This window comes from Hoyosella subflava DQS3-9A1 (genome assembly GCF_000214175.1).
Classification (GTDB): Bacteria; Actinomycetota; Actinomycetes; order Mycobacteriales; family Mycobacteriaceae; genus Hoyosella; species Hoyosella subflava.
This window is the reverse complement of record NC_015564.1, coordinates 3,087,509-3,109,816: the sequence shown is the minus strand read 5'-3', so window position 1 is coordinate 3,109,816 and position 22,308 is coordinate 3,087,509. Positions and strand designations below refer to the sequence as shown.

Here is a 22,308-nt window from a genome sequence, read left to right as displayed (position 1 = left end):
TTTGAGCATTCCGAGTGCGGTATAGGACCCGACCCGAGGAGTGTTGTGAAGTCGCATCACGTGCGCACCCGTGGCTCTGCCGAGGGGTTCCCTCGTGAGGAACACCTCGCGTGGAAGATCGCAGAAGTTGCCACCGATCCCGTCGAGGTTCCCGCCGAAACGGAAGAAATGGTGATCAACCGGATCATTGACAATGCGGCGGTCGCCGCGGCGTCACTGACACGACGGCCCGTAGCGAACGCCCGCGCTCAGGCACTCGCGCATCCCTATGATCCAGGCGCCGCAGTTTTCGGTGTGCGCGGCACATACTCGCCGGAATGGGCGGCGTGGGCAAACGGCGTCGCGGTGCGGGAACTCGACTTTCACGACACGTTCCTTGCCGCGGAGTACTCGCACCCCGGTGACAACATTCCGCCGATCCTCGCTGTCGCCCAGCACTCGCGACGCTCGGGCGCGGACCTGATCCGGGGCCTTGCAACGGGCTACGAAATCCAGATCGACTTGGTGCGCGGTATCTGTCTGCACGAACACAAGATTGACCACGTCGCGCACCTCGGGCCGTCCGCCGCCGCTGGCATCGGCACGCTGCTCAGCCTCGATACGGAGACGGTCTACCAGGCGGTCGGGCAGGCGCTGCACACCACGACCGCGACGAGGCAGTCCCGCAAGGGCGAGATCTCCAGCTGGAAGGCGTACGCGCCCGCCTTCGCGGGAAAGATGGCGGTCGAGGCCGTTGACCGGGCGATGCGCGGCGAAGGCGCGCCGTCACCGATCTGGGAGGGAGAGGACGGCGTGATCGCGTGGCTGCTCGGTGGCCCCAACGCGGAATACCAAGTGCCGCTGCCTAGCCCCGGTGAAGCGAAGCGTGCCATTCTCGACAGCTACACGAAGGAACATTCGGCCGAGTACCAGAGCCAGGCCGTCATCGACCTCGCGCGCAGTATGCGGACCAAGATCGACGACTTTTCGCAGATCGAAAGCATCGTCCTGCACACCAGCCACCACACGCATTACGTGATCGGCACAGGCTCGAACGATCCGCAGAAGTTCGATCCCAAAGCCAGCCGCGAAACCCTGGACCACTCAGTGATGTACATCTTCGCCGTAGCCCTTCAGGACGGTACGTGGCATCACGAGCACTCGTATGCGCCGGAGCGCGCGCAGCGGCCCGATACGGTCGAACTATGGCACACAATCAGCACTGCAGAAGATCCAGAGTGGACCCGCCGCTACCACGCGTCAGATCCGAGTAAAAAAGCCTTCGGTGCCCGAGCAGTCATTACGCTCGCGAACGGGGAGGTCATCGAAGACGAACTTGCCGTCGCGGACGCGCATCCGCTCGGTGCCCGTCCATTCGTGCGCGAGCAGTACATCAACAAGTTCCGCATGCTCGCCGAAGGCGTCATCGACAGCAAGGAGCAGGACCGTTTTCTCGACGCCGTGCAGCGCACGCGTGAGCTGTGTGGGGGTGAACTCGGCCAGTTGAACTTCACGGTGTCCGAAGATGTCCTTGGCCGCGCACCGAAGACCCCGAAGGGGCTCTTCTGACGAGTGTCAGCATTCGGGCACGTTTCCTCGGCAGTGCTTATCATCGGTACAGGTCTGCAGCGGACAAGAGACGGAGCGCGATTTGGATCGAAAGACAGAGAAATCGCCAAAAGTACCGCCACGCTGGTTCATTCGCAGCGCGTGGGTGGTGCACCGCGCACTCTATCGGTTCAGTCGGGGGAGGCTCGGGCTCCGGCGTCCGCGGCCGAACCGGTGGGGGATGATGCGCCTGACTACGACCGGCCGCCGAACGGGCAAAGAGCGTCACGTCATCCTCGCCTACTTCGAAGACGGTCCGAACCTCATCACGATGGCGATGAACGGGTGGGCAGACGGTGAGCCCGCATGGTGGCTCAATCTGCAGGCGCGTCCAGATGCCATAGCCAAACTGCCCGGGCGACGATGCGCCGTGAGTGCACGTGCGGCGAAAGGTGAGGAGCGCGAACGCCTTTGGGCGCGATGGCGGGAGGTCGGTGACGACGTCGACGGGTACGCGAAACTCCGGCCGAACGAGACGGCGGTTGTCGTCCTCGAACCGCGCCCAGAATTGTCCGGAAAGGACGTCATCTAGCCCTGCGGGACGCCTTGGCTCAAACCCGGGCGGAGGTCCGTGACCGGCAAGCCGTACACGCCGCGCAGCCGCTCAGCCACGAGCGAGCGGTGGCACGCCTCCGGATCGCGCTCGACGCAGAAAAGAGCGCTCGCAACGTCGCTCGGAAGCTCCGCTACGAGCGCGCCGAGGTCGAACTCGTCGAGGATCTCACGGGTGTAGCGCTCGGCGTACTCGGGTGCCAGTGCGACACGGTTGCGTTTGCCTACGCCCTGGCGGGCGTCCTCGCGGTACTGGACGTGGCGCAGCTCGGTTGTCGGAGCAAGCTGCTTCACGTGCCAGTAGCGAATGCTCGCCGCGGCAAGGGCGCGCTGGAGCCGGGCCGAGTTCGCCCAGGAGTAGTCGGGGCCCCGAACGCCGCGACGCTGGCGGAGGTCGAGCAGCAACCCCACGCCAGCATCGGTGAGCTTCTCGAGAAAGGCTCTGGCCGTGAAGCCGTAGACGCCAATCGTCGCTATGCGCCTGACTCGAAAGTTCTCCGCCGGGATATGGGTCCCGATCCGGCGGATCTTGGCGTCCACGTCGTCCATCATGGCGAGTCAGGGCCGGGCAGCGAGGGCCTCGACCTCGAACAGCACGTCGGGTGCAGCCAGGCTCGCGACACCGATGAGGGTTTGCGTGGGCGGTTTCGCCCCCCAGCCTTCCTGCACGGCTCCGGCGATCGGCCCAAGCTTGCTGACGTCGTGGTTCACCACGTACGTCCGCAGCTGAACGACGTGGCTGTGGTCGAGCCCATGGGCGGCAAGCGCGATGCTGATGTTGCGGAACGTCTGCTTCACTTGCTCGGCGAAGTCGGAAGAGACAACTGCGCCGTCCGGGCCCGATCCGTACTGCCCCGCGATTAAGACCAGTTCTGTAGCTGCGGGAACGGTGGCAGTGTGGCTGTAGCCGTATGGGACTGGGTCGTGCAAACCGTCTGGATTGACGATGGCGTGTGCCATATGGGTCACCTCTCGTGGGCGATGGGTGTTTGTCATGGCAAGCCTTCCAGGAATACACGACACCCTGTGTCATGTATTTCTGTAAAGTTTTCGCATGCGCGCTGACCGGTTGGTATCGCTGGTACTGCTGCTGCGCCAGCGCGGTCAGCTGTCCGCTGCCACGCTGGCCCGCGAGCTGGAGGTATCCACCCGCACTGTGCTGCGTGACATCGAGGCGCTATCCGCCGCGGGCGTCCCGGTCTACGCCGAACGCGGTCGGCACGGCGGGTTCGCCTTGCTGCCCGGTTTCCAGACGGAGCTCACCGGACTGAACCACGACGAGGCGCTCGCGCTGCTGGTCGCCGGATCACGGCGCGGGGCGCAGGCATTTGGTCTCGGCCCGGCGCTCGTCTCCGCCATGCACAAGGTGGTTGATGCACTACCTGAAAGCTATCGGGATATCGCGTCCGGCGCGGCCCAGCGATTGCTGATCGACCCAGAGACTGACCTCCTCTCGCGTCGGCTGGTCGCGGAGGAAGTGCCTGAGACCGTAGTGACCGAAGTCCGGCGCGCGGTGTTCGCCGGACGCAAGCTGCGTATCCATTACGCGGCTGTGGACGAGGCGCCGAAGTGGCGCACGGTGGACCCGATAGGCCTGGTGACAGTACGTGGCCAGGGCTACTTGCTGGCCACGAGGTCCGGTGCGGACCGCACCTACCGGTTGTCCCGGGTCTTGGCTGCCGAGGTACTCCCCGAACCTGCGCAGCGCCCAGACCAGGTCGATCTGGGCCGGGCCTGGAACGAACGCAGCACGCGGTTTCGGGCCGGTGGTGACCAAGTCAGTGTGCTCGTACGGGTGAGTCCCACGCGGCGGGACGAGCTGGTGGGCACCGCGCTGACGGTCGGCTCTGAAGAAGCCGACGCAGACGGCTGGCTGCGGCTGCAGGTGACCTTCCAAGATCCGAGACACGCCGAATGGGCCCTGTGGCAGCTCGCGACGAACGCGGAAGTTCTGGTCCCGGAGTGGTTGCGGACCTCCCTGCGGAACCGCGCCGCCGCGATCGCCACCCTCTACGCGGTGGGGTGAGCGGAGCGGTAGCGTGCTGCTTTGGCCTGGTTCCCGCAGGTCTTCATGCTGCACCATCGGCGCCGCCGGCTGCGGGACGTGTCGAGGTAGAACCAGCCGCAGCGGTCGCATGCGCGGACTGGCTGCGGCGGTGGGCTCAGAACCAGCCGGATTCCTTGCAGCGCAAGGACGGTGAGCCCACCGTGAACGGTAAACGGCGTCATGGCACCGTCTGGGCCGATGGCGACGTCACTGACGAGGCCACGGCACGCCTGATCGAAAAGACCGGCGAGCGCGTCCGTTGGCATGTCACGGCCGTCTATCTGCGCATCGAAGATCACCCAGAACAGCTGACGTAGGTGACGCGCCTCGGCCAGCGCGGCCGCAGAGTCATCGACGCTGCCTCGGCCCGCCTCCGGCGGCGGCAGCAGCTTTGCGTGATGCAGCCATGCAGTCAGAGAACCGGCGCTGTTGAGAAGGTCCGCACCGAGCTCGGGCGTGCGACGGTAGACGGTGTTCGCGAAGTCGAGCGCGGCGTCACCAGCGATGAAATGGTCATCGGTCCAGACGGTTTCGGCGCTCACGCGGGGAGACCTGCGCGGGTGAACACGTCGTCGACAAAGGTGACGAGCAGTTTCGCAACTTCGGAAGCGTGCGTCTCCAGCAAGAAATGGCCGGCGTCGTAAATGTGAGCGTCGAACGTGCTCATGTCCTGGTGGTAGGCCATGACCTCGGCGATGTCGTAGAACGGGTCGTGCCGGCCCCAGAGTACGAGGCACGGGGGCTGATGCTTCTGGTGGTAGGCGGCGATATCCGCGAAACGTGCGACGTGTTTGCGGTAGTCGTAGAAGAGCTGGAACTGGATGTCGATGTTGCCTGGCCGGGAAAGCCGCTCCCAGTCGAGACGCCACGACTCTCGCTGGTGCAGGTCCTGCAGTTCGGACCGCAGTCCGCCGAGGTATTGCTCGCGGGTTCCGGCGAAGTTCAGCCACTCTGGGATCGCCGACTTGTTCTCCTCAGTCGGCTCCGCCCAGTACTTGCGCGGCGCATCCCACGCCTCGTTCAGCCCTGCTTCGTGTGTGTTTCCGTTCTGCACGACCAGGCCGAGCACTCGCTGCGGTTGACGCATCGCCATGAAGTACCCGACGGGGGTTCCGAAATCCGTCACATAAAGCACGTATCGCTCCACCCCGAGGTCATCGATCAGGGCCTCGATCACGTGCGACAAGTGCTCGAAGGTGTACTCGTACTCGTCGAGTGGTGGTGCATCGGAGAAGCCGAAACCGGGTATGTCCGGAGCGATTACGTACACGTGCTCACCGAGAACGGGGAGAACGTCGCGGAACGAATACGACGAACTAGGAAAGCCGTGGAGAAGCAGGACAGCTGTGGAAGACGGCACCCCCGCCTCGCGGTAGTGCAGGGTTGTCCCAGCCAGTTCACGGGAGAGATGCCTCGTTTTGGCTACGCGTTTCATAGGAGACTCCCTTCACCGTCAAGCCTTCGAACTGAGTAACCGTTAAAAGCAATTATAACAGTTACGACCACCGTACCTCGTGCACGGCCTGAAGCCCAGGGCTCGCAGATAGATCGCCCCGTTTACGGTGCTAGCCAGTGGTGGATACGCAGGTCTATGCTTTGTTTGGCGGAGTATCCCGGGCCCTCGAGCATCTTCCCCGGACTCGTGATGCCGTCTCTTTAACACAGGCGGTCGGGGTTAACCGAGGAGGAACGGTGCCAATCAAGCGCTGGACAATTGCTGTGGCGGCAATATGTGCACTAGGTGCAGCGAGCTGCACGTCGGATGACACGACCACTGACGAGCCAGAACTCACCGAAGTCCAGGCAGATGCCTGTGAGGCACTCATCGAATTCGGGCTGTGGGAGCCGCCGGAAGGCGACCCCACGGAGGCGGATCTCGTGGAGTTCCGGTCCTTTTTTGAACGCATCCAAGCCGGCTCAGACGGGGAAGGTGCAGAGGCTGCCTCATCGGCGATTGAGCTGACCAATGAGGTGATCGAAACAGAGAACTTCGAGCTGCTTGAAGGGCCTGAAATCGGGCAGGCAATGGGCACCGTAGGTGTGGTCGGCCGTGACGTCTGCGGATACGAGGAGATCGACCTTGGCGTCGAGGAAACTCCTGAGGAAGAGGGATCACCTGCGACGCATGAGTTTGTCGGCGTACCAGATACTCTCACGCCGGGCCGATACAGCATTCAGCTCGACAATGACCAAGAGAACTTTCACCTGGTGATTGTCGCGAAAGTTCCCGACGACTACGAGGGCACTGTCGACGACTTCGCGCAACTGGACGAAGATGACGCCATTGCAACGGTCGAGTGGTACGCGGCGGGTGCGTTCGCGGAGCCGGAGCAGACCGCGTACCTCACCGCTGATCTCTCCGAACCCGGCCGGTACTTCATTCTGTGCCCAGTAACTAGCGAAGACGAAGAGATTCCGCACCACGCCCAGGGAATGATCAAGGAAGTGACAGTCAGCTAAACCTGCATGAGTGGCCCTGCGGAATCCTCCCGCCGACAATTCTTGCGAATGCTCGTCGGCGCCGCCTTCGCGGGACCATTCGTCGCAGGATGTTCGGTGACTGGTGGGGATCAGGGAATCCTTGGCCGGAAAGTGCCCGGACAAACCGGGTTGATGGTGCTCGGTGCGTCCGTCCCGGAATCTTTCACAGTGCCGCTCGCGCTACCGTCCATGCTGCGCCCCGTACGGACTGTGGGGAGCACTGATCATTACGAGCTCACTGTGCGCCCGGCGCTGCAAGAAATCGTTTCGGGCGTGGAGACCCCAATCTGGGGTTACAACGGAGAGTTTCCCGGCCCGCTGATTGAGTCCCAGCGCGGGCGGCGCGTCGTCGTCCACACACGCAACGAGCTTCCCGCGCCGGTGAGCACACACCTCCACGGTGGCCGTACGCCCGCGGCGGACGACGGCTACCCCACGGACCTGCTTTTGCCGGCTCGGGGCTGGGAACATGGGCATGAACATTCCGGTGCAATCAGCCACGGCGAGCGGGACTATACGTACCCACTCGATCAGCGGGCAGCGCTGCTCTGGTACCACGACCACCGCATGGACTTCACCGGACCGCAAGTGTGGCGCGGCTTAGCGGGCATGCACCTTCACCGTGATGATGAAGAAGCCGCGCTCGGCCTGCCCACCGGTGAGTACGAGCTTCCCTTGATGGTCACCGACAGGTCTTTCGGTCGCGACGGAAGATTCTTGTACCCGTCTCGCGATCCTGAACTGGTGTCACCGCCTGGGGTTCTGCCCGATTTCGCGAATGGCGTGCTGGGGGATGTGTTGCTGGTCAACGGCGTTCCTGCGCCGTTTCACCCGGTTTCGCGCGGCGTTTACCGACTGCGAATCGTGAATGCCAGTAATGCACGGCATTACAGATTCGAACTCGTTCCTGGTCCGCCGGGCCGTGAGCCATTTCTGCTAATCGGCTCAGACGGTGGACTGCTCGCCGCGCCAGTCGAGTTGCGGAGTTTCGCACTGGCTCCCTCTGAGCGGGCTGACGTGCTCGTCGATTTCTCGTCCTTCAGCCCGGGGGAGAACGTCGTCCTGCGGAACCGCTACGGTGACGAGCACTGCAGCGACGTCCTGCTGTTCCGTGTCGGTTCTGAGTGGGGGCCGTCCTACTCGGCGCCCGCTGTCCTGTCGCATGTTGAGCGTCTCGACGAGTCGCAGGCTGTACGTACGCGCACGTTTCACTTTGCGCGGCGCAACCAGCACGACGGTGCGCTGTGGCCGATAGGAGGGCATTTGTTCGACCCGGACCACATCGCGGCCGCACCAGCTCTCGGAGATACCGAAATCTGGCAGCTGAGCAGCGACCTGCGGCATCCTTTCCATATCCACCACGTCCCGTTCCAGGTTCTCGACAATCCTGGAGTTGATAAGTATGGCTGGAAAGATACCCTCGCCTTGGGTCTTCGAGGGAGTGCACGAGTGATCATCCGTTTCGACGGTTATCGCGGCAAATATACTTTTCACTGCCACACCTATGAACATGAAGACATGGGGATGATGGCGAACTACGCGATCACCTAACCTGTTGGTCCCAACGTAAGGCGCGCGGCTCCACGAACTCGCCGACCAGACGGCTGAACTGCCCAATTGCGCAGCGGAAAGGAGCCGGGCTCGGCGCGCAGCACCATTGATGCGCACTGAGCCCGGCTCCTCCTATCGCCGGGATTATCCGGCGAGCTTTCTGGCAGTCTCGACGACCCGCGTGGCGAGGTGTTCAAGCGCTGCTTCGGTATCGCTCGTGAGTTCGTCAGTGTTGTCTGGCCCCGTCACGTGGCTTACGCCGTAGGGATTGCCGTCACTGAACTTGAGTTCGCTGGTGTATCCGGGCGGCACAATGACGCCACCGAAATGCATCAGCGACGTGTAGAGGTTGATGAGAGTTGTCTCTTGGCCACCATGCGCAGACTTGCTGGATGTGAACCCTGCATACACCTTGTCTGCGAGCTTGCCCTCTGCCCATAGGCCGCCGAGTGAGTCGACGAAACTCTGGAACTGCGCGGACGTGGCGCCGAATCGGGTGGGGGAGCCGAAGATGATGGCGTCAGCCCAGACGATGTCGTCACCCGTGGCTTCAGGGAGGTCCTTGGTTGCCTCGTAATTCGCCTTCCAGGCGGGGTTGTCGGCGAACGTGGAGGGGTCGGCGGTCTCGGCAATGTGACGGACGCGCGCTTCTGCACCAACGTTTTCGGCTGCTTTTGCGATGCGGTGTGCCATGGTCGTTCCATGGCCGGTTGCGGAGTAGTAGATAACTGCGAGCTTCATGTGATCCTCCAGCACTATCGGGGGCGGATCGGTCTATGGGTCCTGGTTAAGGTTGAACCTTCAACTGGGTGGACTCTAAAGCGTTATGTTTGATGCGTCAACAACCTAGCGGGAGAAAGTTCATGGTTCGTCCATCGCTCGACAAGCATCACCCCGAAGTCTTCAAGTCCTACCTCGCCACGGCCCGCACGGTGCGGTCCGCAGCACATGACGCCGGGCTCGATCGGCGCCTCTTAGAACTGGTTAACCTGAGAGCGTCCCAAATAAACGCCTGCGCGTATTGTCTCGACGTCCACGCGAAGGCGGCGCTCGACAACGGGGAGACATATCGGCGGATCACTCTGCTGCCCGCGTGGAGGGAATCCAACCTGTTTGACGCACGCGAAAAGGCAGCGCTAGCACTGGCTGAGGCGGTCACGCTGATCACCGATGAGACCAGACGTGACGAGGCGTTCAACTGGGCTGCCAGCCATTTCACGAAAGATCAGATATCGGCACTCAACTGGACTGTGATCACAATCAACGCGTTCAACCGCGTGTCAGTTCTCAGCCAGCACAAGGTCCGGCACGACGATTAGCCGATGAGTAAACCAGCCCTTGTTCTCCTGCACGGCGTCACCATGTCGGGCCGGGTGTGGGACCGTGTTGTCCCGCTGCTGACCGATCAATACGACGTACGCACCCCAACTGCGCTGGGCCACAAAGGGGGTCCGCCTGCGCTGCAACGGCCGGCACTCATCAGGCACCTCGTTGACGCCGCCGAGCGGATGCTCGACGAGTCGGAACTCGAGCGTCCGCATCTTGCCGGCAACTCGCTGGGCGGCTGGATGGCGATTGAACTGGCCCGGCGCGGCCGTGCGGCGTCAGTGTGCGCACTCTCGCCAGCTGGGTTCTGGGACGCAGGCAGCCACAGTCAAGCAGACGGTGTGGCACGGCTGCGCCGGGAAGTAGCGCTGAGTCGCTTCACGCGGCCGGTAGCACCATTGTTTCTGAAGTCAGCCAAGGTCCGACGCCTCGCGATGCGCGACATCGCCGAGCGCGCAGACAGGTTGACTGCCGACGAGGCGCTTGCCGCGGTCGATGACCTGCTCGGGTGTGCAGTCACGACAGACCTGCTGGGCACCCGTGAATCAGTCGCCCCGCTCGATCCGCTGCCGTGCCCCGTCACACTCGCGTGGGCTGAGCATGATGCGATATTTCCCCCTGCGGTCAACGGTGCTATCGCCCGGGAACGACTGCCCGGCGCGACATTTCACGTCCTGCCAGTGGTAGGGCATGTGCCGATGATCGACGATCCCAAACTAGTAGCGAAGACCATCGCGGCGGCGACACGCAGTGCCTAACCGTCCACCTCTGCCCGAACGGCCGGAATGATGTCCTCGGCGAACCACCTCAGCGTCGCTTCGTCATCGGGCCCGCCGAGAATGAAGGTACCGATCCGTTGATCGCGAGCTAGCCCGCTGAGGAGATCGATCCACTCGTTGCGCTCGAACTCACCCCAGATGTTGTAGACGCGGCGGATTGCGGCCGGATCGCGATTCGCTGCCACCGCAGCATCATCGATGCGAGCCTGCATACCGGGGAGCTTCTCTGGAGGAACGAAACTCATTGACGGCACCCAGCCGTCCGCATGGGAGCCAAGAAGTGCGAGCGCGCGCGGCCCGGTCACGCCGAGCCAGATTTCGATTGCATGCGCTGGGGCAGGCCCGGGGTGAATTCCGTTGAGCTGGTAAATCTCCCCGCCGTAGGACACTGAGCGCTGATCCGACCACAGTAGGCGCATGACGTCGATTGCCTCACGCAAGGCTTGCAGTGCTTCGCTAGGCGAGCGGCGGGGGCCGCCCATGCCCTCGATAGCGTCCCAGAAAGCGCCTGCGCCGAGCCCGACCTCGACTCGGCCGCCACTCAGCACATCAAGCGAAGCAGCACTTTTCGCGAGAATGGCTGGTGGTCTCAGCGGCAGGCTAGCTACGTCCGGGAAGAACCGGATGTTTTGCGTGTGCGCTGCCAGGTAGCTGATCAACGTCCATGTGTCGAGGAACCGGCGCTGGTACGGGTGGTCCTGAATCCCCGCAAAGTCGTAACCAAGTTCGTCGAGCAGCCTGGCAGTAGAGACCAGGCTGCTCGCGTCACTCGCGTTGGGAGTCAGGAAGAAACCGAACTGAGGGTGCATTTCTTGCTAGCTGAGTTCCCCGAGTGAACCGATCGAACCGAAATCCAGGATGTCCAGCGGCAGATCAGGAAGCACGAACGGCACGGTGGGCAGTGGGCTCACTCCGCTGTTGAGGTAACGGTAACCGGGTTCGAGCATGCGGATTTTCTGTACATACGGCCGGGTTTCGGTCGTATAGGCCCCACCGGAGGGCATGCCCCCAGCGCGGGTGATAGCGCCTAAACCAGCGTTGTAGGCAGCGATCGCGAGATCGAGCGGGTCGCCGCGGAGTTGTCCGGATCGGACACCGCTAGTTGTTCGGTCGAGCAAGTGGCACATGAAACGCCCCTGCGACATCACAGCGTCGGGAATGCTGAAGGGATCTGCCCTTCCATCCCCATCGGCGTCCACGCCCCAAATAGCCCAGGTGCTAGGAATGAATTGTGCCGGTCCTTGCGCATTGGACCTGCTAACGGCATTCTTCCGGAAGTCGCTTTCTGCGTGAATCTGCGCGGCAAGAAGCGACGCGGTGATTCCGGAACATTGCGTTGCGGATTTCTGAAGCCACGGCACATACTCCGTGGGCGCGGTATTAGCCGACGCGGGCGCGGCAAGCGCGAGCGTCGACCCGAGCGCGACAATGAGGGAACCGAGAGCGGTCAGCATTCTTTTCATGGCAAAAAGAAGCTTCGCATGCAGACCGCGTTTATGAATCGGTTTTGACACGATTGGGTAACAGAGACTTTCTGATCGCGTGTTTGAGTTGTGTGCCGCCCACGGATCGTACTAGTAAGCGCTGGGTCTTGGGTGGGCTGAAAGTGGTTGCCCGGGTGAAGGGCTCGCCGGTAACACACTGTTAACTGCCACCGTGGGAATTACACGGTAAAACTGCACGTAAATACCCAAATTGCTACGTCGAAGAATGACTTTGAAGCCGCTAGATCGAGGCCCGAAAGCGTCCCGTTTGAACCTTGCACTAGTTGCACAAGCGGCCAGTGAAGATAGGGGCGTGCAAATTCGTGTCGTTGTCGCTAGCGTGCACAGGGGTGAGAGTCAACGCAGTTCCAGGCTGGCTACTGGTGCTTCTTGGCGCGGGCCTCTGGGGCACCGCGGGCACCGCCCAGGCGTTTCTGCCCAGCGAGGTGACTCCATCACAAACCGCCACCGTTCGTCTCGTCATTGGTGGCGTACTGCTCGGCTTTTTCGTCCTCCTCTTGCGCCCGAGAACGGTCGCGCCGTCCTCGGTCACGATGAAACGCGGGCTCATCGCGCTGCTGATCACCGCGTCCGCCGTCTCGATCGTCCTGTTTCAGGTGTGCTTCTTCTCCGGCGTCCGCGCCACAGGCGTTGCGGTCGGAACGCTGGTGGCCATCGGCTCTGGCCCCGTCTTCACTGGACTTCTCGGACTTCTGCTGCGTGAACGAATTACGTCCCGATGGATGACCGCGACGGGGATCGTTCTGACGGGCCTGGTGCTGCTGCTCGCGCCCTGGTCGGGCGACCCCGTCGATTGGCATGGCGTGCTTTTCGCGCTCGGCGCCGGTCTCGCCTACGCGTGCTACACGGTCCTCGCGCGCCTGCTCCTCCTCAACGGTGTGCCCGGCGAAACCATTGTCGCGTCGTTGTTCGTGATTGCCGCTGCGCTGCTGGTGCTCACTCAATTGGGGGAGGACTTCTCGTGGGTGTTCACCAGCGACGCACTCGTTGCGGCCTTATGGCTCGGAGTCGCGGCGACGGCGATTCCCTATTTTCTGTGGATCAAGGGACTCGCAAGCGTCACAGCGGCGTCTGCGGCGACAGTGACGCTCGCGGAACCACTTGTCGCAGCACTGCTCGCCGTGACCCTGCTTGCTGAGCCACTCACGGTGCTTGGCGCGGCGGGGGTGGCAGCCATCATCGCGGGCATGGTGCTCATCGCGCGATCGCCGGGTAAATGAACGCCCCTCATAACACCTGAAGCAAACTGTGCATACTGTAGGATGTTGACAATAGTAGGGGCTGACCGGTAGCAATACTGGCGCGGTGTCAGGCGCCGCGGTCCGGTTATTCAGGGGGAGTTGCACTGTGACGGGGATAAACGCGCCCACTCGGATCCCGCGGGCCACCTATGCGTCGTTGGTGGGGGAGCGGATCCGCTCCAGCATCATGGATGGCAGACTCCGGCCGGGCCAGCAACTCAACGAGTCGGAGTTGGCTGCGAGTTTCGGCGTCAGCAGAGGGCCAGTGCGGGAGGCGCTTCAGCGTTTGATTCAGGAGGGCTTGCTGCGTAGCGAGCCACACCGAGGAGTCTTCGTTCCAGTTCTCAGTTCTGCGGACGTCGACGACATTTACCTTGCTCGCGTCGCCCTAGAGACGGCCGCAGTGCGGAGGATCACTGAAACATCGCGGGCAGAGTTGGCGTACAAAGTTCTCGATCCGATCGTTCGCACGATGTGCGACGCGCGGGACACGGGTGACCGGACGGAAGTCGCCGACCGCGATCTCGACTTCCACACCACGCTTGTCGCCGCTGCGGGCAGTCCCAGGCTGGAACGCATGTTCACAACAGTGATCTCTGAGACCCGACTCTGCGTAAGTGTGTTAACAGCCGCGTACGGCGCCCGCGACGATCTTGTCGACGAGCATCGCACGATAAGTGAGATGATCCGCGACGAGAACGCCGAGGGTGCCGTGGCGGTGCTGACCAAGCACTTCGTCGAAGCGAGGGTCACGTTGAAACGGCAACTCGAGGTCGACAGCGACCGAGTGCGGGCTGGTTGAGCTCAGCGCAAACTCCACACTTTGCGGATCGTCTCCTTTACGTCCCACCGGCCCGACCAGCCCTTCGGCTGCACTATGACATCGCCGGCAGAGATCTCAAATGTGCGGCCGGAAGCACCGTCGGTGACTATGGCGCGCCCGCTCAGGATGTAGCAGGTTTCGGTGTCTGCGCGGCTCTCCACAGGCCAGCCGCCAGGCTCGCATTCCCAAACTCCGGCCCTGACAGCTTCCCGTGTCTGGAAGCGGAGAATGCCTAGCTGCGGATCTCCGGAGTCTGCTCCCGGACGCTGTCCGATTGATTCGAGCGGTCCCGTGATTGAGGCAGCGGGTACATGGACGAACGTGCTCATCTGGTGTCTCCATTCTGTGTGAGCGCTGGTTTGATGTCGCGAGAGTCGGCTCGCCGGCTGAAGGAGCAATCAGCCAGAGCGTTGTAAGACGGGACACCACCGCCGGGGTGGCCTTTGGTGGGTGCATTGCCGCTAGCGCTGCCTCCGTGTGGGTGACGGCTCGCGGAACAATGCCGATGGCGCCGTCCCAGGTGTGCTGCGGGGAGGGCGCGCCGTGGGCTTATCTGACGTTTGGTCTCTGCCCACCGTCCGAGTGCCAGTCCTTGCTCTCGCTTGTCAACAGTCTACAGTATGCGGCAATAACTACAAGGTTATCCGGCGATAGACCGTCGACTGCAGGTTGTTGACAATACCCAACGGCCATGGTTCGCTAGTAGTTTGGAAGACGAATCCGCATCTCGACGCCGTTTTTCGAGCCCGCGCTGGGAGCCAGCCTCCAGACACGGACAGGGTTGAGTGTCAGTGGAGAATAGACAGGTGCGCAGCGGGCGGACGAGTCGCACCAAGGCCGCGCCAGTGCCAAGGAAGTCGATAACGAGGGAGAAACTGAGTGAGTTCCGAACCCGTAAATTCGGTCCGCGTCCCCCGGGCGACTTTCGCCTCCATGGTGACCGAGCGTCTTCGGGACAGCATCATCAGTGGCACTTTGGTCCCCGGCTCACAGCTCAGTGAGGTCGAGCTCGCCACCACCTACGGCGTCAGCCGCGGCCCGGTGCGGGAGGCGCTCCAGCGGCTTATCCAAGAAGGCCTTCTGCGTAGCGAGCCGCACCGGGGTGTCACGGTTCCGGTACTCAGCGAGGAAGACGTGGTCGATATCTACCTTGCCCGGCAGGCGCTGGAGTCTGCAGCGGTGCAGCAAATCATCGCCGCGTCAAAGTCGGACCGGGCATATAAGGAGCTGGACCGGTGCGTCAGGGCGATGGAGGAGTATGAGGCGGCCGGAGACTGGGAGAGAGTCGGTGAATTCGACCTCGAGTTCCACAACGTCCTGGTTGCAGCGTCCGGGAGCCCCCGGCTCCAGCGCATGTTCAGCACGGTGATCTCCGAAACCCGATTGTGTCTCGGCGTGCTGACAGCGGCGGAGGCTCGTCGATGGGATCTGGTGGCGGAGCACCGCAAGATTTGCGAATTGGTCGGTGAAGGTGACACCACGAAGGCGCTCGCGGTGCTGAAAAAGCATTTCGATGACGCGATCATCACCCTGCGCCTCAGGCGCGAAGAAGAGGCCGAGTCCGCGGCGCCCTGAGAGCCGCGAAGAGCGTTGCATGAGGGCTAAAGTCCCGGTCCGGCCAGCGAGGATCAGGTGACGTCATGGGTTTGGAACACGGACAAACACCTGAGCGTGGCCATGGGCAGGTTGCCGAGACCGCTGCGGATGCAGCAGCCGATTCCCGCCAGCATTTGCTGAGTTCGGTGGATTTAGGCCCTAGAGAGCCTGAGGAACTCGCCGAGCGGGCCCGGATAGCCGGAAAAGCTGTGGTGTCCTGGAGCGCGGACGACACGTCCACGACGTGCGTTGTGGGCTGGCCTGGAAAGCGGCCCCGGCTCGTCGAAGTGTTGCCTCTCTTCGAGCACCTGGGGCTGGAGCTAGCCGATCACAGACCGGGCAGTGGCCGAGATCCGGTCGGAGATATCTTCACCTTCCAGGAGCTGGTGGCTCCCGACATCGCTGAAATCTTGCCGCTTCTAGGAGAGGCGTTTCTGCTCGCCTGGGAACGCAGCGTGGATCGGGACGACTTTTCGATGCTCGTGCGGACTGCCCGACTCCGTGCACGCCAGGTGCAGCTTCTGCGTGCGGTCTTTCAGTACCTTCGGCTCGCGCACATCGGCGCGAGCCGCGCCTATGTGCGCAACATTCTGGTCGCAAACCCGGCTTTCGTGCGGCACTGGATAGAGTTGTTCGAGGCACGATTCGATCCGTCCCGGCCAGAGGTCCCAGAGGACCAGCTCGGCAAGTATGTCGAGGCCGCCGTAACGCGTGATGAGTTCCGCGTTCTGCAGTGGTACGCGGGCGTTGCAGCGGCCATCGTTCGGACCAGCTATTTCCGTACCGACGGGCAGGGTCGTCCCAGCGAAACCATCGTGCTGAAGCTCGACCCGTCGCGGCTTCCCTTTCCCAGCGGCCCGGCTGTCAGGGTTGAAACCTTTGTGCACCACCCCGACGTAGGTGGTTTGCATATCCGCTGCGGTGCCGCCGCTCGTGGCGGCCTCCGCTGGTCGGATCGGATCGAGGATTACCGGGACGAAGTCATCGCACTCGCCGGTGCGCAACAAGTGAAGAACTCCCTGATCGTGCCTGCCGGAGCCAAGGGCGCGTTCGTTGTGAAAGTCCCGCTTGCTGGCCTGGAGGCTGCAGCCGCGACGATACAGGTGCAGCGGTGCTACAGGCTCTTCGTCCGCGGCTTGCTCGATATCACCGACAACCTTGTGGACGGCGCCGTGAACCATCCGCCCGACACCGTCGTCCTGGACGATTCTGATCCCTACTTGGTCGTCGCGGCCGACAAGGGCACTGCGCAGTTCTCTGACCTTGCAAATGCCGAGGCTCAGGAAACAGGTTTTTGGCTCGACGATGGTTTCGCGTCCGGTGGTTCCTCAGGCTTCGACCACAAAGGGCTTGGGGTCACCGCACGCGGTGCGTGGGTTGCAGTACGTCGGCATTTCGCTGAGCTGGGCATCGACCCAGCCCAGGATGAGTTCACCGTGGTGGGCATTGGGGACATGTCAGGGGACGTGTTCGGCAACGGCATGCTGCTATCGGACCGGATCCGCCTGGTGGCAGCATTCGACCACCGGCACATCTTCGTCGACCCGGACCCTGATCCGCGGCTCTCCTTCGCCGAGCGGGTCAGGCTGGCCGGGGTGCCGGCCTCATCCTGGGATGACTACAATGCGGACCTGATATCCCCTGGTGGCGGTGTGTTTGCGCGGTCGGCGCGGACAGTGCGGCTCTCGCCGCAGGCCAGGCAGCGTCTGGGAGTGGACGAGGGGGAGTTTTCACCCGACGAAGTAGTGCAGGCGATTCTGCGGGCACCCACTGATCTGTTGTGGAACGGCGGCGTTGGAACGTTTGTACGGGCTTCAAACGAGTCCGACTCCCAGGTTTCTGACCGCAGCAACAACCGTGTCAGGATCACTGCCTCAGAGCTGCGCTGCCGTGTGATCGGTGAGGGGGGCAATCTCGGGCTGACTCAGGCGGCCAGGGTCGAGTACGCCCTGCAAGGGGGCTGCATCAACGCCGACTTCATCGATAATGCGGCAGGCGTCAACACCTCCGATCGGGAGGTCAATCTCAAGATACTGCTGGGCTCGGCTGTCTCCGCCGGTCTTATCGATCGGGCTGAACGAGACCACCTGCTGCGAACCTGTGCCGCCCATGTGGTGGAGCAGGTGCTGCGGGACAACGAGGAGCAAACGTGGGCTATCAGCGTCGCCGAGGCGTATGGGCCCACGTTATTAGACCGGCACGAACAGGTCATGACTGATCTAGCTGAGTCAGGCCTCGACCCGATTCGCGAGCACCTCCCGGATACCGCTGAGATCGCGGCGCGGCGGGCGGCCGGCCGGGGCCTGACCCGTCCCGAGATCGCGGTCCTTCTGGCATACGCGAAGAACGCGGTACACGCGCTCCTGCTCAAGAGTTCGCTACCTGACGCCGATAGCGTCCACAACACTTTGGTGGAGTACTTCCCAGAGCCAGTCTCGGGCCGCTTTGCCGAGCAAATCCGCACCCATCGGCTTGCACGTGACATTGTGGCTACCCGGCTGAGCAGCGACGTGATCAATAGGGTGGGTCCAGGGTTCCTCTACCGAGTTGAGGACCAGACTGGGGCGCCAACTGAACAGGTCGTTCGCGCTTTTCTGATTATCCGAGATTTGTTTGGTCTCGAGGAACTCTGGAGGGGACTGCGCAACTACCCCGTAGCAGCAACCATCCCCGCGCTCCATGCGCTCGAACGCGTGCTTGAGTACAACGTGTGCTGGCTTACTCGGCGCCACAGCAAACTTGCTGACCCCGAACACGAATGTCGCCTTCTGGAGAGGGCGGTCCACCAACTTCGAGACACGGTACCGGTGCAGCACGGGGCGGAATCGGACTCTGTCCTCGAACGATGCCTTGCGGAACTTGCGGTTCTCGGAGCACCTGCGGAGCTGACTACCCGCTGCCGTGTTGTTTCCCAGCTGCAGCCCGCTCTGGCGCTCGCGGCCGCTGCCGACGAATATGGCTTCGATGTCACTGAGCTGGCCAACCATCATAAACTGGTCAGCGCCCAGTTGCGCCTGTCATGGCTCACTGAGTCGATGGCCTCACACCCGGCTGACACTCACTGGACGCAACTCGCTAAGGCCGCACTCTACGATCAGCTCATTTCTGTGTCGGTCACGATCGCCATCGATGTGCTCCGTAGTGGCGGGTTGTCGCAGTGGACTGCGCGCAACGCGGCGGCCCTCGAACGAGCTAGATCCTCCTACGCGGGCCTGGCGACCACCGCGAACGCCGACATCGCGATGCTCACGGTGGGTGTCCAGGCGCTTCGGGACCTCAGGCATGCGACCGGGGTGCTCAGGTAGCCGAAACTCCTTCTGTCACACCGTCTGTGGCGTTCTGCATCAGATCCTCGACGGCTCCATGCATGTGACGACTGATTGCACTCTGAAGCCCCTCAGCATCGCGCGCCTCCAGCAGGTTGAGCAGCTTTTGATGTTCCTGTACCAGCACGCCGAGCCGTGGGTAGGAACATTCGAGACTGAGCATGCACATTCTCGATTCAGCCACCAGCGTCTCGTAGATACGGCTCAATCGCGAATTCCCGGCCCCGGCGACGAAGAGGACGTGAAACTGCATATCCATTTTCGTACATGCGCGCCAGTCGGATGCGGCAACGTGCCTTCCCATTTCACTGATGGTTTCTTGCAGCGCCTGCCTGGTTTCCCGGAGTTGGTCCTCATCCTTAACAATAAGCGATTTTGCCGACGCTGATTCTACCGCTTCTCGAACTGAGTAAATCTCTTTTATGTCATCGAGGGAAAGCTCTGGCACGAAGACGCCACGGTTACGCATACTGACCAGAATGCCCTCCTGGGATAGCCGTTGCAGCGCCTCTCGCAGCGGCCCCCGTGACGTCCGAAGCCGCCCTGCTAGTACAGATTCGTTGAGTTGCTGCCCGGGGCGGAACACGCCTTCGACGATTTGTTCCCGCAGGTGGTCGGCGATCAGTTGCGCGGTGGGCCTTTCCTCAAATAGAAGCATTCCATCCGGCGCTGCCATCAGAATTTCCTCCCGGTGTCGTGGGAAAAGCAGGTCAAGTTGCAATCGCGGTGTATTTGTATTCGAGGAACTCATCGATACCCATCTTTCCGCCTTCGCGTCCGAGTCCGGATTGTTTGACGCCGCCGAACGGTGCTGCGGGATTCGAGACGAGGCCGGTATTGAGGCCGACCATTCCCACTTCCAGCGCGGAAGAGAACCGCATGGCCTTGTCGACATTTTCGGTGAATACATATCCGACAAGTCCCCATACGGTGTCGTTCGCCAGGCGCACAACTTCATCCTCGCTGTCGAACGGCGTGATCGCTGCCACTGGACCGAAGATCTCGGTTGACATCAGTTTCGCGTCCAGGGGGACGTCCGTGAGGACAGTGGGACTGTAAAAGTATCCGGGGCCTTCTGGGCGGAACCCGCCTGTGACAACGCGAGCCCCCCGGGCGACGGCGTCGGCTACCAGACCCTCGACCTTGTCTAGTCCGGCTTGCTCGATGAGGGGACCGACCTCGGTTCCCGCTATTGCACCGTTCCCGACCTTGAGTTCAGACATTCTCTTGGCGAGTTTCTCCTCGAATTCTGCGACGAGAGTTCGGTGCACGAAGAAGCGGTTCGCTGCAGTGCATGCTTCGCCCATGTTGCGCATCTTGGCCATCATGGCGCCCTCTACAGCCCGCTCTACGTCTGCGTCGGCCAGGACAATAAAGGGGGCGTTGCCGCCCAATTCCATCGAGGAGCGCATGACGTTCTCCGCAGCTTGGCTCAGCAGTATTTTGCCGACGCCGGTAGACCCGGTGAAGCTCACCTTCCGTGCGATGCCGCTGTTCATCCACGATCCCACCACATCGGCAGGCGCGGACGTGGTGACGACGTTGAGGACGCCGTCAGGCAGTCCCGCTTGCTGGAAGATGTCCACCAGCGCGAGCGCTGTCAGCGGAGTCAACTCCGCCGGCTTGAAAACCATCGTGCACCCGGCCGCTATCGCCGGGGCGATCTTTCGGGTGCCCATTGCCAGTGGGAAGTTCCATGGCGTTACGAGTACGCATGGCCCAACGGGTTCCTTGCTGATCAGAATGCGAGTGTTGCCGTCGGCGGACGTGGTGAGATCGCCGCCGATACGAAGAGCCTCCTCTGAAAACCAGCGAAGGAACTCAGCGCCATACGCCACTTCGCCCTTGGCTTCGGCGAGTGGCTTTCCCATCTCGGCGGTCATGATTGCCGCAAGCCGATCGGTGTTGGCGACGACGAGGTCGAAGGCGCGTCGCAGGATATCGGCGCGCGCGCGTGGAGTGGATGTGGCCCACTGCGCCTGTGCACGGCCAGCGGCGCGGATGGCGAGGAGGGCATCTCCGGGCCCGCCGTCGGCCACCTCGGCGATGACTTCCTGGGTCGCCGGGTTTTCCACGGTGAACGTGGCGGCCCCGGCGGCCTTCCGCCACACGCCATCGATGAACAGGTCCTTGCGAAGACTGTTGGGGTCGAACGAGGGATTCATGTGATTTCCTAGTCGAGGAGCGGGAATGGGCCGCTGGCTGAGAGTGTGCAGGTGCTAAGTGGTCGCCGTCTTGAGGGCCTGCCTGAACCTGGAAAGGCCGCTTTGGATTTCGTCGCTGGTGACATTGAGAGGCGGAATGATGCGAATCACGTTGCCGTAGGGGCCGCACGTGAGAAGCAGGAGTTCAGCACCGACTGCGGCCTGCTGAACGGCGAGCGCGGTGGCACTGTCAGGGGTGCCCGCCGCAGTGGTGAATTCGACGCCCTGCATCAGGCCGCGGCCGCGGACGTTTCCGATGACGGCGAAGTCGGGCTGGAGGTTCTCTAACCCTGCGCGCAGCTCTTTGCCCTTATCGCGCGCATTGGACACGAGGTTTTCACGGTCGATCACCTCCAGCGTTGCGACACCGGCGGCGGCGGCGACAGCATTTCCGCCGTACGTGCCACCCTGGGAGCCTGGCCATGCCTTGGCCATGAGTGCCGTAGGTGCCGCGATGGCGGAGATGGGGTACCCGCTGGCCAGTCCCTTCGCGGTGATGACGATGTCCGGCCGGACATCCGCCCAGTCGTGTCCCCAGAACTTGCCTGTGCGGCCCACGCCTGCCTGCACTTCGTCCACGATGAAGACGATCCCGTGCCGGTCGGCGCGTTCCCGCAACCCCTCCAGGAAGGCGGGAGGGGTGGGTATATATCCACCGTCTCCGAGGACGGGTTCGATGATGAACCCGGCCGTATCGGCGGGGGTGCTGATGGTCTGCAGGAGGTGATCGAGTTCCTTCAGGGCGAAGGCGACAGCGGTGTCTTCGTCCCAGCCGTACCGGTAGGCGTGCGGGAAGGGCGAGATATTCACTCCGCCCATGATTGGGGCGAATCCGGAGCGGAACTTGGTGCCGGCGGTTGTGAGCGAGGCGGCACCGACTGTTCTGCCGTGGAAGCCGCCGTGGAACGAGATGATGTTGGGCCGCCCGGTCGCCATTCGGGCTAGGCGGATCGAGGCTTCGACCGCTTCGGCACCGGTGGTGGCGTAAAAGACGCTGTCGAGCCCCGCGGGGAGGAACTCCCCGAGCTTCTCGGTGAGCTGGAGCAGCGGCTTGTGCATCACCGTCGTGTACTGGGCGTGAACGATCTTGCCGACCTGTTCGCGAGCCGCGGCGACGACGTCGGGGTGACAGTGCCCGGTGCTGGTGACGCCGATCCCGGTGGTGAAATCGAGGTACTTCTTACCGTCGGTCGCGTAGATCCAGCTGCCGGCCGCGCGGTCAACGACGACGGGCGTAGCCTGCTTGAGGATGGGGCTGAGGGTTGCCATGCGGTAGCTTTCCTTCAATGT

At 62.6% G+C, this 22,308-nt stretch carries 22 protein-coding genes; 11 read left to right on the top strand and 11 right to left on the bottom strand.

Annotated features, from left to right (window positions below; all coding sequences use genetic code 11):
- Positions 1-45 precede the first annotated feature (45 nt).
- Positions 46-1,548: a 2-methylcitrate dehydratase PrpD gene (gene prpD, locus AS9A_RS14610; protein WP_013807831.1), complete on the top strand. Its 1,503-nt coding sequence runs from the start codon at positions 46-48 to the stop codon at positions 1,546-1,548.
- A complete protein-coding gene (locus AS9A_RS14605) occupies positions 1,505-2,119 on the top strand; it encodes a nitroreductase/quinone reductase family protein (RefSeq protein WP_083826557.1) in 615 nt (204 codons plus the stop codon). Before prpD ends, AS9A_RS14605 begins: the two co-directional genes overlap by 44 nt.
- Here the strand turns inward: AS9A_RS14605 and AS9A_RS14600 are convergent.
- Complete coding sequence (locus tag AS9A_RS14600; RefSeq protein ID WP_148262475.1) at positions 2,116-2,688, bottom strand: DUF488 domain-containing protein; 573 nt, start codon at positions 2,686-2,688, stop codon at positions 2,116-2,118. The two genes, AS9A_RS14605 and AS9A_RS14600, sit on opposite strands and share 4 nt — an antisense overlap.
- Before the next feature lie 9 nt (positions 2,689-2,697).
- Positions 2,698-3,099 (bottom strand): RidA family protein, encoded by a 402-nt coding sequence (locus AS9A_RS14595; RefSeq protein WP_013807828.1) that lies wholly within the window; start codon positions 3,097-3,099, stop codon positions 2,698-2,700.
- A 94-nt stretch (positions 3,100-3,193) separates the two neighbouring features.
- Here AS9A_RS14595 and AS9A_RS14590 point away from each other — a divergent pair, with 94 nt between their 5' ends.
- On the top strand, positions 3,194-4,165 hold the full coding sequence (locus AS9A_RS14590; protein WP_013807827.1) for a helix-turn-helix transcriptional regulator: 972 nt from the start codon (positions 3,194-3,196) through the stop codon (positions 4,163-4,165).
- Here AS9A_RS14590 and AS9A_RS14585 read toward each other — a convergent pair.
- Both AS9A_RS14585 and AS9A_RS14580 read right to left on the bottom strand, forming a co-directional pair.
- Complete coding sequence (locus AS9A_RS14585; RefSeq protein WP_013807826.1) at positions 4,150-4,728, bottom strand: CGNR zinc finger domain-containing protein; 579 nt, start codon at positions 4,726-4,728, stop codon at positions 4,150-4,152. The genes AS9A_RS14590 and AS9A_RS14585 overlap by 16 nt on opposite strands.
- On the bottom strand, positions 4,725-5,621 hold the full coding sequence (locus AS9A_RS14580; protein ID WP_013807825.1) for an alpha/beta fold hydrolase: 897 nt from the start codon (positions 5,619-5,621) through the stop codon (positions 4,725-4,727). The genes AS9A_RS14585 and AS9A_RS14580 overlap by 4 nt, the downstream gene beginning before the upstream one ends.
- 257 nt (positions 5,622-5,878) lie before the next feature.
- Here AS9A_RS14580 and AS9A_RS14575 point away from each other — a divergent pair, with 257 nt between their 5' ends.
- Positions 5,879-6,646 carry a hypothetical protein gene (locus AS9A_RS14575; RefSeq protein WP_013807824.1) on the top strand — a complete coding sequence of 256 codons (768 nt, stop codon included), beginning with the start codon at positions 5,879-5,881 and terminating at the stop codon, positions 6,644-6,646.
- Between the two features lie 6 nt (positions 6,647-6,652).
- The gene (locus AS9A_RS14570; protein WP_148262474.1) at positions 6,653-8,218 is read left to right on the top strand and encodes a multicopper oxidase family protein; all 1,566 of its coding nucleotides are present in this window, start codon (positions 6,653-6,655) and stop codon (positions 8,216-8,218) included.
- Positions 8,219-8,362: 144 nt separating this feature from the next.
- Here AS9A_RS14570 and wrbA read toward each other — a convergent pair whose 3' ends face one another.
- A complete protein-coding gene (wrbA, locus tag AS9A_RS14565) occupies positions 8,363-8,959 on the bottom strand; it encodes an NAD(P)H:quinone oxidoreductase (RefSeq protein WP_013807822.1) in 597 nt (198 codons plus the stop codon).
- A gap of 122 nt (positions 8,960-9,081) precedes the next feature.
- On the opposite strand from wrbA, the gene AS9A_RS14560 reads away from it, so the two are divergent.
- Positions 9,082-9,537, top strand: coding sequence for a carboxymuconolactone decarboxylase family protein (locus AS9A_RS14560; protein ID WP_013807821.1), 456 nt, complete (start codon positions 9,082-9,084; stop codon positions 9,535-9,537).
- Between the two features lie 3 nt (positions 9,538-9,540).
- Entirely contained in the window at positions 9,541-10,302 is a 762-nt protein-coding gene (locus AS9A_RS14555) for an alpha/beta fold hydrolase (RefSeq protein ID WP_013807820.1), read from the top strand.
- Here AS9A_RS14555 and AS9A_RS14550 read toward each other — a convergent pair.
- Complete coding sequence (locus AS9A_RS14550) at positions 10,299-11,132, bottom strand: LLM class flavin-dependent oxidoreductase (protein ID WP_013807819.1); 834 nt, start codon at positions 11,130-11,132, stop codon at positions 10,299-10,301. The genes AS9A_RS14555 and AS9A_RS14550 overlap by 4 nt on opposite strands.
- Positions 11,133-11,138: 6 nt before the next feature.
- Positions 11,139-11,777 carry a lytic transglycosylase domain-containing protein gene (locus tag AS9A_RS14545; RefSeq protein WP_237707820.1) on the bottom strand — a complete coding sequence of 213 codons (639 nt, stop codon included), beginning with the start codon at positions 11,775-11,777 and terminating at the stop codon, positions 11,139-11,141.
- A gap of 380 nt (positions 11,778-12,157) precedes the next feature.
- Here AS9A_RS14545 and AS9A_RS14540 point away from each other — a divergent pair, with 380 nt between their 5' ends.
- Positions 12,158-13,048 (top strand): DMT family transporter, encoded by an 891-nt coding sequence (locus tag AS9A_RS14540; RefSeq protein ID WP_041451116.1) that lies wholly within the window; start codon positions 12,158-12,160, stop codon positions 13,046-13,048.
- 127 nt (positions 13,049-13,175) lie between these two features.
- Positions 13,176-13,871, top strand: coding sequence for a GntR family transcriptional regulator (locus tag AS9A_RS14535; protein WP_013807816.1), 696 nt, complete (start codon positions 13,176-13,178; stop codon positions 13,869-13,871).
- Positions 13,872-13,873: 2 nt separating this feature from the next.
- On the opposite strand, the gene AS9A_RS14530 is transcribed toward AS9A_RS14535, so the two are convergent.
- The gene (locus AS9A_RS14530) at positions 13,874-14,221 is read right to left on the bottom strand and encodes a cupin domain-containing protein (protein ID WP_013807815.1); all 348 of its coding nucleotides are present in this window, start codon (positions 14,219-14,221) and stop codon (positions 13,874-13,876) included.
- 550 nt (positions 14,222-14,771) lie between these two features.
- On the opposite strand from AS9A_RS14530, the gene AS9A_RS14525 reads away from it, so the two are divergent.
- Together AS9A_RS14525 and AS9A_RS14520 are read left to right on the top strand one after the other, a co-directional pair.
- On the top strand, positions 14,772-15,467 hold the full coding sequence (locus tag AS9A_RS14525; RefSeq protein WP_013807814.1) for a GntR family transcriptional regulator: 696 nt from the start codon (positions 14,772-14,774) through the stop codon (positions 15,465-15,467).
- 65 nt (positions 15,468-15,532) lie between these two features.
- Positions 15,533-18,793, top strand: coding sequence for an NAD-glutamate dehydrogenase domain-containing protein (locus tag AS9A_RS14520; protein WP_013807813.1), 3,261 nt, complete (start codon positions 15,533-15,535; stop codon positions 18,791-18,793).
- Here the strand turns inward: AS9A_RS14520 and AS9A_RS14515 are convergent.
- The 3 genes from AS9A_RS14515 to AS9A_RS14505 are packed head-to-tail and all read right to left on the bottom strand — an operon-like array spanning position 18,786 to position 22,287.
- Complete coding sequence (locus AS9A_RS14515; protein WP_013807812.1) at positions 18,786-19,490, bottom strand: GntR family transcriptional regulator; 705 nt, start codon at positions 19,488-19,490, stop codon at positions 18,786-18,788. The genes AS9A_RS14520 and AS9A_RS14515 overlap by 8 nt on opposite strands.
- 34 nt (positions 19,491-19,524) lie before the next feature.
- Complete coding sequence (locus AS9A_RS14510; RefSeq protein WP_013807811.1) at positions 19,525-20,979, bottom strand: NAD-dependent succinate-semialdehyde dehydrogenase; 1,455 nt, start codon at positions 20,977-20,979, stop codon at positions 19,525-19,527.
- Positions 20,980-21,033: 54 nt separating this feature from the next.
- A complete protein-coding gene (locus tag AS9A_RS14505) occupies positions 21,034-22,287 on the bottom strand; it encodes an aspartate aminotransferase family protein (RefSeq protein ID WP_013807810.1) in 1,254 nt (417 codons plus the stop codon).
- Positions 22,288-22,308: the final 21 nt, after the last annotated feature.

Excerpts from the sequence above, each read along its gene's own strand:
- AS9A_RS14555 (WP_013807820.1), top strand. The coding sequence starts at position 9,541 with ATGAGTAAACCAGCCCTTGTTCTCCTGCACGGCGTCACCATGTCGGGC.
- AS9A_RS14560 (WP_013807821.1), top strand. The coding sequence starts at position 9,082 with ATGGTTCGTCCATCGCTCGACAAGCATCACCCCGAAGTCTTCAAGTCC.
- AS9A_RS14570 (WP_148262474.1), top strand. The coding sequence starts at position 6,653 with ATGAGTGGCCCTGCGGAATCCTCCCGCCGACAATTCTTGCGAATGCTC.
- AS9A_RS14580 (WP_013807825.1), bottom strand. The coding sequence starts at position 5,621 with ATGAAACGCGTAGCCAAAACGAGGCATCTCTCCCGTGAACTGGCTGGG.
- AS9A_RS14520 (WP_013807813.1), top strand. The coding sequence starts at position 15,533 with ATGGGTTTGGAACACGGACAAACACCTGAGCGTGGCCATGGGCAGGTT.
- AS9A_RS14505 (WP_013807810.1), bottom strand. The coding sequence starts at position 22,287 with ATGGCAACCCTCAGCCCCATCCTCAAGCAGGCTACGCCCGTCGTCGTT.
- AS9A_RS14605 (WP_083826557.1), top strand. The coding sequence starts at position 1,505 with ATGTCCTTGGCCGCGCACCGAAGACCCCGAAGGGGCTCTTCTGACGAG.
- AS9A_RS14595 (WP_013807828.1), bottom strand. The coding sequence starts at position 3,099 with ATGGCACACGCCATCGTCAATCCAGACGGTTTGCACGACCCAGTCCCA.
- AS9A_RS14600 (WP_148262475.1), bottom strand. The coding sequence starts at position 2,688 with ATGGACGACGTGGACGCCAAGATCCGCCGGATCGGGACCCATATCCCG.
- AS9A_RS14590 (WP_013807827.1), top strand. The coding sequence starts at position 3,194 with ATGCGCGCTGACCGGTTGGTATCGCTGGTACTGCTGCTGCGCCAGCGC.
- AS9A_RS14530 (WP_013807815.1), bottom strand. The coding sequence starts at position 14,221 with ATGAGCACGTTCGTCCATGTACCCGCTGCCTCAATCACGGGACCGCTC.
- wrbA (WP_013807822.1), bottom strand. The coding sequence starts at position 8,959 with ATGAAGCTCGCAGTTATCTACTACTCCGCAACCGGCCATGGAACGACC.
- AS9A_RS14510 (WP_013807811.1), bottom strand. The coding sequence starts at position 20,979 with ATGAATCCCTCGTTCGACCCCAACAGTCTTCGCAAGGACCTGTTCATC.
- AS9A_RS14545 (WP_237707820.1), bottom strand. The coding sequence starts at position 11,777 with ATGCTGACCGCTCTCGGTTCCCTCATTGTCGCGCTCGGGTCGACGCTC.
- AS9A_RS14550 (WP_013807819.1), bottom strand. The coding sequence starts at position 11,132 with ATGCACCCTCAGTTCGGTTTCTTCCTGACTCCCAACGCGAGTGACGCG.
- AS9A_RS14515 (WP_013807812.1), bottom strand. The coding sequence starts at position 19,490 with ATGGCAGCGCCGGATGGAATGCTTCTATTTGAGGAAAGGCCCACCGCG.